General features: G+C 68.0%; 11 protein-coding genes. 7 read left to right on the top strand and 4 right to left on the bottom strand.

Annotation, left to right across the window (positions count from 1 at the left end; genetic code table 11):
* Positions 1-93: 93 nt before the first annotated feature.
* Together OY559_RS03165 and OY559_RS03160 are read right to left on the bottom strand one after the other, a co-directional pair.
* Positions 94-1,626 carry a peptide MFS transporter gene (locus OY559_RS03165; protein ID WP_277728672.1) on the bottom strand — a complete coding sequence of 511 codons (1,533 nt, stop codon included), beginning with the start codon at positions 1,624-1,626 and terminating at the stop codon, positions 94-96.
* 199 nt (positions 1,627-1,825) lie between these two features.
* Complete coding sequence (locus tag OY559_RS03160; protein ID WP_277728671.1) at positions 1,826-2,686, bottom strand: tryptophan 2,3-dioxygenase; 861 nt, start codon at positions 2,684-2,686, stop codon at positions 1,826-1,828.
* A gap of 240 nt (positions 2,687-2,926) precedes the next feature.
* Here OY559_RS03160 and OY559_RS03155 point away from each other — a divergent pair, with 240 nt between their 5' ends.
* The 7 genes from OY559_RS03155 (at position 2,927) to OY559_RS03125 (ending at position 11,226) form a co-directional block, all read left to right on the top strand.
* Positions 2,927-6,142, top strand: coding sequence for a lamin tail domain-containing protein (locus tag OY559_RS03155; RefSeq protein WP_277728670.1), 3,216 nt, complete (start codon positions 2,927-2,929; stop codon positions 6,140-6,142).
* 273 nt (positions 6,143-6,415) lie between these two features.
* Positions 6,416-7,501: a pyruvate dehydrogenase (acetyl-transferring) E1 component subunit alpha gene (gene pdhA, locus OY559_RS03150; RefSeq protein WP_277728669.1), complete on the top strand. Its 1,086-nt coding sequence runs from the start codon at positions 6,416-6,418 to the stop codon at positions 7,499-7,501.
* Between the two features lie 62 nt (positions 7,502-7,563).
* A complete protein-coding gene (locus tag OY559_RS03145) occupies positions 7,564-8,553 on the top strand; it encodes an alpha-ketoacid dehydrogenase subunit beta (protein ID WP_277728668.1) in 990 nt (329 codons plus the stop codon).
* Complete coding sequence (locus tag OY559_RS03140) at positions 8,553-8,921, top strand: SH3 domain-containing protein (protein WP_277728667.1); 369 nt, start codon at positions 8,553-8,555, stop codon at positions 8,919-8,921. Before OY559_RS03145 ends, OY559_RS03140 begins: the two co-directional genes overlap by 1 nt.
* The gene (locus tag OY559_RS03135) at positions 8,918-10,294 is read left to right on the top strand and encodes a dihydrolipoamide acetyltransferase family protein (RefSeq protein WP_277728666.1); all 1,377 of its coding nucleotides are present in this window, start codon (positions 8,918-8,920) and stop codon (positions 10,292-10,294) included. The genes OY559_RS03140 and OY559_RS03135 overlap by 4 nt, the downstream gene beginning before the upstream one ends.
* 147 nt (positions 10,295-10,441) lie before the next feature.
* Complete coding sequence (locus OY559_RS03130) at positions 10,442-10,825, top strand: VOC family protein (protein ID WP_277728665.1); 384 nt, start codon at positions 10,442-10,444, stop codon at positions 10,823-10,825.
* A 14-nt stretch (positions 10,826-10,839) separates the two neighbouring features.
* The gene (locus tag OY559_RS03125) at positions 10,840-11,226 is read left to right on the top strand and encodes a VOC family protein (RefSeq protein ID WP_277728664.1); all 387 of its coding nucleotides are present in this window, start codon (positions 10,840-10,842) and stop codon (positions 11,224-11,226) included.
* A 10-nt stretch (positions 11,227-11,236) separates the two neighbouring features.
* Here the strand turns inward: OY559_RS03125 and OY559_RS03120 are convergent, their stop codons facing one another.
* Positions 11,237-11,671, bottom strand: a complete 435-nt coding sequence (locus OY559_RS03120; RefSeq protein ID WP_277728663.1) for a BLUF domain-containing protein — start codon at positions 11,669-11,671, stop codon at positions 11,237-11,239.
* Positions 11,672-11,746: 75 nt separating this feature from the next.
* Positions 11,747-13,393 carry a M28 family metallopeptidase gene (locus OY559_RS03115; RefSeq protein WP_277728662.1) on the bottom strand — a complete coding sequence of 549 codons (1,647 nt, stop codon included), beginning with the start codon at positions 13,391-13,393 and terminating at the stop codon, positions 11,747-11,749.
* Positions 13,394-13,534: the final 141 nt, after the last annotated feature.

Genomic DNA, 13,534 nt, shown 5'->3' with positions numbered 1-13,534 from the left:
CGGCGGCCGATGGCCGCCGTTTTTCTATGGATCCCCGCTTTCGCGGGGATGACGCATCGGCAAAGGCGCGCCCGTGGGGGGCGCGCCGATGCGTCACTTCACGCCATGCATCAGCTTCTGGATCAGCGGCGCGATCACGAACAGCAGCACGCCAGAACCCACCAGCGCCCAGAAACCGAACGTGTACCCCGCGTGCGCGGACTGCACGGTCATGCCGCCTTCGCCGCTGACCTTGCCGGCGAAGATGCCCGCCATGTTGTTGCCGATGGCGATGGACAGGAACCAGCAACCCATCGCCATGCCGGCCAGGCGCGACGGTGCCAGCTTGGTCGTCATCGACAGACCGATGGGCGACAGGCAGAGCTCGCCGACCGACTGGATCACGTAGACCATGAAGAGCGTCCAGAACGGGATCTTGCCGTTGGCATCCACCATCCCCGACAGCGCCATCATCAGCAGCAGGAACGCCAGGCCGTTGAAGATCAGGCCCAGGCCGAACTTGCGCGGGATGATGGGGTTGTTCTTGCCCATCTTCACCCACAGCCAGGCCAGTACCGGCGCCAGCGCGATGATCGCCACAGAGTTGACCGACTGGAACCACGAGACCGGGAAATCGCTGGTGCCGGCGAACATCTGGAAGAAGCCTTCCATGCCGATGTTGCGGTCGACGATGCGGTCGGCCAGGAAGTTGAACGAGCTGCCCGCCTGCTCGAAGAACATCCAGAACAGCACGTTGAACACGAAGATCACCAGCATCGCGACGACCTTGTCGCGCGCCACCTTGCCCTCGCGCAGGCCCTCGACCACCAGCATTACCGCCGGGATCACGAACAGTGCCATCAGGATGGCCTGCAGCAGGTTGGCGTTGATCGTCAGCAGCGCATAGAACATCGGGATGCCGATCACCGCACCAAAGAGCACGACCAGGCTGACATTGCGCAGGCCGGTCTGGTGCTCTGCCGGCAGACCGATGCCTTCCAGTTGCTTGCGGCCGAACCAGAACCACACAAGGCTCAGCAACATGCCGACGCCGGCCGCGATGAAGACCACCTTGTACGCGGGCATGTCCTCGATGCCGAACACCTTCTTCGCCAGGTACTGGGTGACGATCGGCGCCAGCAGCGCACCGATGTTGATGCCCATGTAGAAGATGGTGAACCCCGAGTCGCGGCGCGCATCGCCCTGGGCGTACAGCTTGCCCACCATGGTGGAGATGATCGGCTTGAACAGGCCGTTGCCCACGATGATCGTGGCCAGGCCCAGCTTGAACATCGCCTCGCTGGGCAGGGCCAGCAGGAACAGGCCCGCCGACATGAAGATCGCGCCGAGCAGGATGGAGCGCTGGAAGCCGATCAGCTTGTCGGCCACGTAGCCGCCGAAGATGGCGCCCGCGTAGACCAGGGCCAGGTAAGCACCGTACAGCTCGCTGGCCGGCTTTTCACCGGAGGCGTCGCCACCATGGAACTGCGCCACGATGTAGAGCACCATCGCCCAGCGGATGCCGTAGAACGCGAAGCGCTCCCAGAATTCGGACATGAACAGCATCCACAGCGGACGCGGATGCCCCAGGACTTGCTTGAATTCCGGTATCCGTTCCGGCGTTGATGACTCGACGGCTCCGCTCATGCGGGCTCCCCCTAGAAATAAAGTGGTTCAGGATTTCGGTTTCCCGTGCAACGAGCACGGGACGGGCGAGGATTACCGACGTGGCCGGGGGCCGTCAAATCGCTGAAATACAGGCGCGGCAACGGCCATTTGGCCTGTTCAGCCATTCAATTCGCTGATTTCCAAGGGATTTTTTGCGGAAATGGGGCCGATCCCGGCTTCAACGACCCGGACCGATCGAGGTCCGCACATCGAACAGTTCCGGGAAGAACGTCAGTTCCAGCGCCTGGCGAAGGAAGCCCACGCCGCTGGAGCCGCCGGTGCCGCGCTTGAAGCCGATGATCCGCATCACCGTGCGCATGTGACGGAAACGCCACAGCTGGAACTGGCTTTCCAGGTCCACCAGGTCCTCGCACAGCGAGTACTCGCGCCAGTAGCGGTCGGTGTCTTCGTAGATCGCCTCGAACACCGGCAGCAGGGCGGCGTCGGCGGCGTGCGACTGGCGCCAGTCCCGCTGCAGGTGCTGGGCGGGGATCGCATGGCCCCAGCGCGCGAGGTACATCAGGAACTCGTCGTACAGGCTGGGCGCATCCAGCACCGTCTCCAGCCCGGCATGGCCTTCCGGATCGTGCGCGAACACCTTCAGCATCGCCGCGTTCTTGTTGCCCAGCAGGAACTCGATGGTGCGGTACTGCAACGACTGGAAGCCCGACGACGGGCCCAGCAGATCGCGGAAGCCCATGTACTCGGACGGGGTCAGCGTCTCCAGCACCGACCACTGCTCGGTCAGCTGGCGCAGCACCTGCTTGGCGCGCGCCATCACCTTGCGGCACTGCCAGACCTGGTCGCGCTGGAGGAAGCCGATGGCCGCCTGCAGCTCGTGGATCATCAGCTTCATCCACAGCTCCGAGACCTGGTGCTGCACGATGAACAGCATCTCGTCGTGGTGCTGCGGGTCGGAAACCGGGTGCTGCGCCGACAGCAGGCGGTCCAGCTGCAGGTAGCCGCCGTAGCTCATCCGGCCCGAGAGGTCGGTGTGGATGCCTGCTTCCAGCGGGCGCTCGTTCTTTTCTACGGCCATCCGTCGATCAACCGGGAGCCACCCGGGGGGCGGCGGGGGCGCCAGCGTAACCGAAGACGGCAGCGGACTCCGGCAAAGCGACGGAAAACCGGCACTGATGTCATGCCCATGCAATGCGCGTACCACAGGCTTGGGCTACATTGCGTCGGCCGGGGGCCGATCCGCCTCCGACGGGGGCGGCGTCCAATCCACTGAGGGAGATTCCGTAACATGGAAATGCCACGGGGCCGCCTTGCGGCCGTGTTAGCGTCTTTCGCCTTGCTGTTCGCCGCTTCGTCGGCGCAGGCACAGGTGGTCATCAGCCAGGTCTACGGCGGCGGCGGCAACAGCGGCGCCACGCTGAAGAACGACTTCATCGAGCTGCGCAACAACGGACCCACTGCGGTCGACCTGACCGGCTGGAGCGTCCAGTACGCCTCCTCCACCGGCACCACCTGGAATGGCCGCACCAACCTCAGCGGCAGCATCCCGGCCGGCGGCTTCTACCTGATCCAGCAGGCGCAGGGCGCCGGCGGCACGGTGGACCTGCCCACGCCGGATGCTGTCGGCACCATCGCCATGGCCGGCACCGCCGGCAAGGTGGCCCTGAGCCGCAGCACCACGGCACTGACCGGCGCGTGCCCGACCGCAGATGCCAACGTGGCCGACTTCGTCGGCTTCGGCAGCGCGGCCAACTGCTTCGAAGGCAGCGCGCCGACCGGCACGCTCAGCAACACCACCGCCGCGCTGCGCGGTGGCGATGGCAGCATCGACACCAACAACAACGGCGCCGACTTCGCCGTCGGTGCGCCCAATCCGCGGAACAGCGGTGCCGAGCCGCCGGAACCGCCGGACCCGCCGCTGGCGCTGACCATCGCGCAGATCCAGGGCAATGGCCTGCTGTCGCCGCACGACGGCAAGCGCGTGGTGACAGAAGGCATCGTCACTGCGCTGAAGTTCAACAACGGCTTCTTCCTGCAGGCCGCCAACGACGACGGCGACCCGGCCACCTCCGACGCCGTGTTCGTCTTCACCAGCAGCGCACCGCCCGCCACCGCCGCGGTCGGCAACCGCGTCCGCGTGACCGGCACGGTCGAGGAATACACCCCCTCGTCCAATCCGCACCAGCTGGCCATCACCGAAATCGTCACGCCGACGGTCGAAGTGCTGGAGACCGGCGTCGCCCTGCCCGCCGCGATCGAACTGACCGCAGCCGAGCTCGGCCCCGACGCCCTGCCCGGCACGCTGGAGCGCGTGGAAGGCATGCGCGTCAGCGTGGCGCAGTCGGTGGCGATCGCCCCGTCCGGCGGCAGCCTGGACGAGAACGACGCGCTGTCCTTCAGCGACGGCGTGTTCCACGTCGCCCTGCCCGGCGTGGCGCGTCCGTTCCGCGAACCCGGCATCGCCGTGATGGATGCCATCACCCTGCCGGCCGGCAAGAATCCGCCACGCTTCGACACCAACCAGGAACGCCTGATGGTGCGCAGCCGCGGCCAGGTCGGCGCGCAGCCGCTGTCGGTCGACACCGGGGCGGAGGTCGCCGGCCTGCTCGGCGTGCTGGACTACTTCGCCGGCACCTGGGCGCTGCTGCCCGACGTGGCCACGCCGCCTACCGTCAGCGGTGGGCACCTGCCGGAAGCCGTCAACGACGCGAGCTACGACGAAGTCACCGTCGGCAGCTTCAACCTGCTGCGCCTGTTCGACGAGGTCAACGACAGCAACGGCGCGGTGACGCTGACGCCGGAAGCGCTGGACAAGCGCCTGGCCAAGGCGGCGCTGGCGATCTGCGACTACCTGAAGACCCCGGACATCCTGGGCGCGGTGGAAGTGGAGAACGTCCGCGTGCTGCAGCTGCTGTCCGAGCGCATCGACGCCACCTGCGCCGCGCGCCCGGGCTACGTGCCGTACCTGCAGCCGGGCAACGACGTGGGCGGCATCAACGTCGGCTTCCTGGTCAGCTCGCGCCTGACCGCCGACGGCGTGGCCCGCGTCGAGGTGCTGGACGTGGCGCAGTTCGGCAAGGAGACCACCATCGCCAACCCGAACGGCACCACCAGCCTGCTCAACGACCGTCCGCCGCTGCGCCTGCGCGCCCGCGTGCACCAGGACGCCGCGTCGAGCTATCCGCTGACGGTGATCGTCAACCACCTGCGTTCGCTCAACGACATCAACGACACCCTGCCCGGCAGCAGCGGCTGGGCCACCGGCGGCGAACGCGTGCGGGTGAAGCGCGGCGCGCAGGCGGTCTACCTGGCCCAACTGGTGCAGGAAATGCAGCAGGCGAACCCCGACGAGAAGATCGTGCTGGTCGGCGACTTCAACGCCTTCGAGTTCAACGACGGCTACGTCGACGTGATGGGCATCCTCAAGGGCGAAGCCGCACCGGAAGACCAGGTGCTGACGTACATGCCCAGCCCGCTGAGCGTGCCGCTGATCGACGGATCGCAGCTGATCGCCGATCCGGCGCACCGCTACTCGTACGTCTTCGAGGGCAATGCGCAGACGTTGGACCACGTGCTGGTCAACGAATCGCTGGTGATGGACGCCGCGCTGCGCGTGGACCACGCGCGGATCAACGCGGACTTCGGCGTGGACAACTTCGGCGACGCCACGCTGGCCGTGCGCTCGTCCGACCACGATCCCGTGCGCCTGAGCATCCGCGTGCCGTCCTTCGCCCGCGCCGACCTGTCGGCCACAGTGTCGGCCGACCGGGCCACCGCCAGCGTCGGCGAGACCGTGCGCTACACCGCCACCGTCCGCAACGCCGGCCCGGGCGCGGCATCGCCGGCGGCGTTCGCCTTCGTGTTCTCGGCCGAACTGTCGCCGTCGTTGACCACGCTGCCGGCCGGCTGGAGCTGCGACGCAGCCGAGGTGACTGCCGGCACCACCCGCGTGGCCTGCACCACGTCGTCGCTGGCGATGGGTGCCGAAGCGACGTTCGCGATCGACGCCATCGTGCCGGCCAGCGCCGCGGGCACCACGCTCGGCCTGGGCGTGTCGGCCAACTCGACCGTGCTCGATCCGGCCAACGGCGACAACACCGCGTCCGTCTCGGTCGCTGTGGCTGCGCTGCCGCAGACCCGCGCCGACCTGTCGGTGCGGCTGCTGGGCGCTGCCCTGCCGCTGCGTCGCGGCACCATCGCCACGCTGCTGGTGCCGGTGCGCAACGCCGGTCCGGATGCGGCCGAGCAGGTCACCGTGCGCCTGACAAGCAACGTGGAAGCCCGCTACGCCGCCGTGGCCGCCCCCAGCGGCTGGAGCTGCACGCGCGTGCAGGACACCACCGAAGGCGCCGCCGCCGATTGCACCCGTCGTGGCGCCATGGCGCGCGGCGTGCAGACGCTGGCGTTCGCGCTGGTGGTGCCCGGCAAGCCCAAGCGCGGTACCGAACTGGAGTTCGACGCCACCGTCAGCAGCACGACGACGGACCCGAACCCCGCCAACAACCACGACCGGCTGGTCCAGCGCATCCGCTGAACTTTCGCGCCATCGTGGGGTCGACAGGGGCGCGGGCAACCGCGCCCCTTGTCGTTTGCGCAGCCCGCGACGCGCATCACGTCCGACCCACGCCGGCCGCAGGCGGACTGACACCGAACGACAGCGCGGCAAGCGCCTGTTTCCGCACCGGTTTCTTCCAGGAGCCGCGCGCCATTCACCCCCGTCTTGCTGCATTGCACGACAGCTGCCCGGCCCACAGCTCCTAAAATTACATTTGAAACCAATTCCGCCACTGACGAGAACACCGTCCAGATGAGCATCGCCGCAAGCTTCGAGATCGAATACCTCCAGTACCTGGGCCCCGACGGCACCCTGGTGCGCAACGACCTGCCCGAGGCCGGGCGCGACATCGCCCGCCTGCGCGAGCTGTTCAAGCAGATGCTGTTCGTGCGCACCTTCGACACCAAGGCCATCGCCCTGCAGCGCACCGGCAAGCTGGGCACGTACGCCAGTTGCCTGGGCCACGAGGCCACCCACGTCGGCATCGGCGCGTCGATGCGTACTGGCGACGTCTATGCGCCCAGTTACCGCGAGTACGGCGCCATGTTCATGCGCGGGGTGAAGCCGCGCGATGTGCTGATGTACTGGGGCGGCGATGAACGTGGCAGCGATTACGACCGCGGCAGCGATGCACGCAACGACTTCCCGTTCTGCGTGCCGATCTCCACGCAGTGCCTGCACGCCGCCGGCGCGGCGCTGTCGTTCAAGCTGCGCAGGCAGCCGCACATCGCGGTGAGCACCTGCGGCGACGGCGGCTCGTCGAAGACCGACTTCTATGCCGCACTGAATTCCGCCGGCGCCTATGAACTGCCGCTGGTACTGGGCGTGATCAACAACGGCTGGGCGATCTCGGTGCCGCGCAGCGCGCAGACCGGCGCGCAGACGCTGGCGCAGAAGGGCCTGGCCGGCGGCCTGCACTGCCTGCAGGTGGACGGCAACGACCTGATCGCCGTGCTCGAAGGCATGCGCCGCGCCAGCGAGCGCGCCCGCAAGGGCCAGGGCGGCACGGTGATCGAATTCGTCACCTACCGCCTGTCCGACCACACCACCGCCGACGACGCGCGCCGCTACCGCGACGACGCCGAGGTGAAAGCGGGCTGGGAGCGCGAACCGATGACCCGCCTGCGCACCTGGCTGACCGCGCAGGGCGCCTGGAGCGAGGCCGACGAGGCCGCATGGAAGGAAGACTGCGGCGCGCGCGTGGACGAAGAGGTCAACGCCTACCTCAACACGCCGGTGCAGCCGGTCGAGGCGATGTTCGACTACCTGTACGCCGACCCGCCGCCGGAACTGCTGCAGCAACGCGCCGCCGCCATCGCTGCGGAGAACCGCCCGTGAGCACCGTGATGAAGCCCGAAAACAAGACTGTGGGAGCGACGTCAGTCGCGAAACCGGACGCCGTGGCGACCCCGACCGCGATCACCCTGATCGAAGCCATCACCCAGGCGTTGGCCTGGGAGATCGCGCACGACGAATCCGTGCTGGTGCTGGGCGAGGACGTGGGCGTGAACGGTGGCGTGTTCCGCGCCACCGCGGGCCTGCAGCAGAAGTTCGGCCCCGAGCGCGTGCTCGACACGCCGCTCGACGAGACCACCATCGCCGGCCTCACCGTCGGCCTGGCCGCGCAGGGCATGAAGCCGGTCGCCGAAGCGCAGTTCGACGGCTTCGTCTATCCGATGGTCGATCATCTGATCTGCCACGCTGCACGCCTGCGTACCCGCACGCGCGGCCGCCTGCACTGCCCGATGGTGCTGCGCGTGCCGTGGGGCGGCGGCATCCGCGCGCCGGAGCATCACAGCGAGGCCAATGAAGCCATCTTCACCAACGTGCCCGGCCTGCGCGTGGTCATGCCGTCCTCGCCTCAGCGCGCCTACGGCCTGCTGCTGGCCGCGATCCGCGATCCGGATCCGGTCATCTACATGGAACCCAAGCGCATCTACCGCCAGTACAAGGAAGTGGTCGCCGACGACGGCGAAGCGCTGCCGCTGGACGTGTGCTTCGTACTGCGCGACGGCACCGACGTGACCCTGGTGACCTGGGGCGCGCAGGTGAAGGAAGCGCTGGAAGCGGCCGACAAGCTGGCCGGTGAAGGCATCAGCGCCGAGGTCATCGACGTGGCCACGCTGCGCCCGCTCGACTTCGACACCATCGCCGAATCGGTGGCCAAGACCGGCCGCTGCGTGATCGTGCACGAAGCCCCGCGCACCGCCGGCTTCGGCGCGGAGATCGGCGCGCGCCTGGCCGAGCACTCGATGTACGACCTGCTGGCCCCGGTCGAGCGCGTCACCGGTTACGACACCCACATCCCGCTGTTCCGCCTGGAAATGAAGTACCTGCCCAGCGTCGACAAGATCGTCGCAGCGGCGAAGCGGGCGATGGCGAACGGCTGATGCACGCCCGCGCCGTCCGCGACTACCGCACGCAGTACGCGAACCCCATCCGGTTCGCGCGCGGCGACGTGGTCGCGCTCGGCGCACGCGACACCGAGTGGCCGGCCTTCGCCTGGACCACCACCGCCGACGGCAATGCCGGCTGGGCGCCGGTGGACTGGCTGCAACCGCGCGACGACGGTCACGCCGTCGCGTTGCGCGACTATTCCGCACAGGAACTCGACGTGCAGGCCGGTGACACCGTCGCCCTGCTGCACGAACTGGGTGACTGGTGGTGGTGTACGCATGCGGACGGCCGCAGCGGCTGGCTGCCCGCGCGCGACCTGGACCTGATCAACGAAACGACTTCCGAAGAGACATCCGAATGAGCGAGAGCAAGACCTTCCACCTTCCCGACCTGGGCGAAGGCCTCCCGGACGCGACCATCGTCGAATGGTTCGTCAAGGAAGGCGACGTGATCCGGCTGGACGAACCGCTGGTCTCGATGGAGACCGCGAAGGCCGTGGTCGAAGTGCCCTCGCCGGTGTCCGGCAAGGTGATGAAGCTGGCCGGCGCGGCAGGCGATGTCGTCGTCACCGGCAGCATGCTGGCCGTGTTCGAGCCCGACGCCAGCCTGCCCCAGCGCGCGGAAGGCCAGGACACCGGCCATCACCATGGTCCGCCCAAGCCCGCTGTCGTGGGAGCGACGCCAGTCGCGAGTCCCGCCACCGACACATCGCCCGTCGCGACTGACGCCGCTCCCACAGAGACCGACGCCGGCACCGTGGTCGGCGCCATGCAGTCGTCCAATGCGGTGCACACCGAACAGGCGATCGCCGTGGGCGGCGTCAAGGCCATGCCCGCCGTGCGCGCGATGGCGAAGAAGCTGGGCGTGGACCTGACCCGCGTGCGCGCGACGGGCGGCGACGGCGCGGTGACGATGCAGGACGTGAAGCAGGCGGCTGCCGATGGCACTGCTCCTGTAGGAGGGGCTTCAGCCCCGACGCTTTCCCACCGTGCGGTCGGGGCTGAAGCCCCTCCTGCAGCGGCACCTCCCGCGCAGCGCACCGCGCTGTCTGCCAGCGGCAAGCCGATGCGCACGCAGCCACCGGGCGTGTCGGTCAGCGGCCAGCCCGAGCAGCTCAAGGGCGTGCGCCGCAACATGGCGCGCGTGATGGCCGATGCGCATGCCAAGGTCGTGCCGACCACGCTGAGCGACGATGCCGACGTGCATGCGTGGACGCCCGGCAACGACATGACCGGCCGCCTGGTCCGCGCCATCGTGCGCGCCTGCAAGACGGTGCCGGCGATGAACGCGTGGTTCGACGGAGACAAGCTCACCCGCACGCTGCACCCGCATGTGGACATCGGCATCGCCGTGGATACCGACGACGGCCTGTTCGTGCCGGCGCTCCGCAACGCCGACCTGCTGGAAGCCGGTGGCGTGCGCGAGAGCATCAACCGCCTGCGCGCGCAGGTGGAAGGCCGCAGCATTCCACCGTCCGAACTGACCGGCTACACGATCTCGCTGAGCAACTTCGGCATGTTCGCCGGCCGCTATGCCACGCCGGTCGTGGTGCCGCCGTGCGTCGCCATCGTCGCCGCGGGCCGCGCCCGCCACCAGGTCACGCCGGTGATGGGTGGCTTCGAATCACACAAGGTCATCCCGCTGTCGGTGACCTTCGACCATCGCGCCTGCACCGGTGGCGAAGCGGCACGGTTCCTGAAGGCGCTGATCGACGACCTCGCCCTGCCGTACTGAAGGGCCGGAATGATAGCGGAGGAGCGAGCGGCAGGAAGGCTCGCCCTTCCTCCCTCGCCTCTCTGCGCTCCGGTTCCAGCGCCTGCGGACGACACCTGACCGCGGAGTCTGGCAGGATGCCGCCGTCATACCACCGCAGGAGTCGCCATGACCCATCGCAGTCGCCTCGCCGGTTTCATCATCGATTGCCAGGGTGGCGACCATGACGCTGCCGCCACGTTCTGGAGCCGCGCGCTCGGGCTCCCGGTCACGGAAACCTACGAAGAAGGCCAGGCGCGCTACGCCGAACTCGGCGAGGCGCCCGGTGGCCTGCACGTGGAAGTGCAGCGCGTGGATCACGCGTCGCGTGTGCACCTGGACATCGAGAGCGATGACATCGATGCCGAAGCGGACCGCCTGGAAGCACTTGGCGCCAAACGCATCGGCTTCGTCAAACGCTGGTGGGTGATGGAAGCCCCGACCGGGCACCGCTTCTGCATCGTCCGTCTGCGCGACCGCGCCGGCGCGGTCGAACCGAACACCTGGGACTGAAGGAGCGCGCCACCATGGCACACCGCAGCCGCCTCGCCGGTTTCATCATCGACAGCCAGGTCGACGACCTGCCCGCTGCATCCGCGTTCTGGAGCTCGGCGCTGGGACTGGAAGTCACCCATCCCGATGATGGCGACCTGGGCATCTACGACAAGTTCGAACCCGGGCCCGGGGGCCTGCATATCGAGGTGCAGAAGGTGAAGCACGAAGCCCGCGTGCACCTGGATATCGAGACCGACGACATCGAAGCGGAAGTCACACGGTTGGAAGCACTTGGCGCCAAGCGCGTGCAGCACGTGCGCAACCGCTGGTGGGTGATGGAAGCGCCCACCGGCCACCGTTTCTGCGTGGTGCCGATGGATGAAGGCAGCACGCGCGGCGCGCCGAACCGCTGGCCCTGAGGGCAGCGGGTCACCGCACCCGGGCTACCTGGTCGTTCCAGAAGGACAGCAGGTGCTTCAGGCCGGGAGACGATGCGATCTCGTCCTCCAGCCATGGCAGGTCGCGCTGCCATTGCGCCTGGCTGAGCTGCTGGACCAGGCTCTGTGGCGCCTCCGCGAACCCCATGTGCCAGCGCTGCAGGCGGCGCGCATCAAGGCTCCCGTGCTCCAGGATCTCCAACTCGCGGTGCTGGCGCGCACGGGCAATCCGCGCGTAGATCTGCTCGACATCGGCACGGGCGCCTTCGAGGTACTGCACGAAGCGTTGCCCACCGTAGATCAGGGTGCCGGTGACGTTGGCCAACTGGTTGTTGACGCGTGCATCGAGCAGCAGGGCATCGAGGTCGGCGGTCTCCAGCGGGCGCGCGGCCTGGCTCTGGTAGACCAGCGCATGCAGTGGAGCCATCGGATGCCCGGGGCGGCGCGGAAAGGACACGGAGCATACCGCGCCACCCGCCCCACGCAACGTGCGCGGGCGCCGCTATTTGCGTTCAGTCTCCGAACGTTCGCGCGTGGCCTTGAACTCCGAACCTTCCCGCCAGTACGGCCACCCTTCGCTGTCGGCGATCCCGCGCCCCATCGCGTACAGCAGCTCGACATCCTGCGCCTGCCCCACCGCTTCCCAGTTCGACGTCCATGCATCGCAGGGCTGGTGGTAGCACTTGGCGAAGTACGCATCGCGCAGCGCCTTTCCGCTGGAAACACCGCCCTCCACACGATCCAGTCCGGCGCCGATGGTGATCGCCGGCACGCCCGCACGGGCGAAAGCGAAGTGGTCGGCGCGGTAGAAGAAGCCCGCTTCGAGGTTCGGGTCCGGCGAATAGGTGCGCCCATGCGCTTGGGCCACGCGTTTCAGATCGTCTTCCAGCGAAACGCGCCCGTTGCCCCAGGAGGCGATGTCGCGATTCGGCCCGTCCGGACTGAGCATCTCGATATTGAGCACCGCGGCCGTCTTTTCCAGCGACGCCACGGGGTTGGCCGCATAGAACATCGCGCCTTGCAGCCCCTTTTCCTCCGCCGTCAACGCCATGAACAACAGGCTGCGCTGCGGACGCGGACCGGCGGCGAACACGCGCGCCAGTTCGATGACGGCCGCTACCCCCGTGGCATTGTCGACGGCGCCATGCCGGATCGCATCACCGCCGGCGTCGGGTTCGCCGATGCCATAGGCGTCCCAGTGCGCCGAATAGACCACGGTTTCGTCCGGGCGCTGGGCGCCTTCCAGTCGGCCGATGACGTTGCGCGTGATCACCTGATCGCGCGCCACCCTGAAGTCGGCCGACATGGTGGCCCCGCCCAGCGCCACCGGCGTGAAGCCGGCCGTCTGCGCACGCCGCTTCTCCGCGGAGAAATCCAGACCCGCGCGCTGGAACAGCGACACCGCCAGGTCGCGCTGCATCCAGCCACGGAACAGCGTGTGGTACTTCGCCGCATCCGCGCGCGGGATGTCGAACACCGGAGAAAGACCCGACGCACGGACCGTGCTCCAGCCGTAAGCCGCCGGCGCGGTCTCATGGACGATCAAGACACCCACGGCGCCCTGCCGCGCCAGCTCTTCGTACTTGTAGGTCCAGCGTCCGTAGTAGGTGACCGCCGTTCCGTCGAACGCGCCGGGCTGCGCCGTCTCGTAGTCCGGATCGTTGATCAGCGCGACCGCAACTTTCCCGTGCAGGTCCGCGCCCTTGTAGTCATCCCAGTTCCGCTCAGGGGCGCTCACGCCGTAGCCGACGAACACCAGGGGCGCATCGACGACATGCACGCGTTCAACCGGACTCAGGCTCTGCACGACGACATCGTCGCCATTGACCAGGGCCTGTGTGTCACCATCGATCTTCAATACCGCGTCCACCGCACCGTCCACCCGTGCGCGCACCAGCGGGACGTCCTGGGTCCAACCGCCGCGCTCGCCTCCCGGCTGCACGCCTGCCTTCTGGAGTTCGTCGACGACGTAGGCGATCGTCTTCGTCTCGCCCGGCGTCGCAGGTGCACGGCCTTCGAACTCGTCCGATGCGAGGACGCGGACATGACGCGAAAGGTTGTCGGCGCTGATGCCGCCGCCGGGAACATCAGCGGCGAGTGCGGGAGTCGCGCCAACCGACAACAGCAGCACGGGGAGGAAGTGCTTCATGGGAATCCTGACCTCAGTCGACAGACGTCGCGAGTCTAAATGATCCATGTGGGAGCGACGTAAGTCGCGAACAGCATTTGCGCGCGCGATCGCGACTCGCGCCGCTCCCACTGGCTCGGGATCAGCGGAGCGCCGACTTGT

The sequence above is a fragment of the Pseudoxanthomonas sp. SE1 genome (assembly GCF_029542205.1).
Classification (GTDB): Bacteria; Pseudomonadota; Gammaproteobacteria; order Xanthomonadales; family Xanthomonadaceae; genus Pseudoxanthomonas_A.
This window is presented reverse-complemented; position numbering and strand designations above follow the sequence as displayed.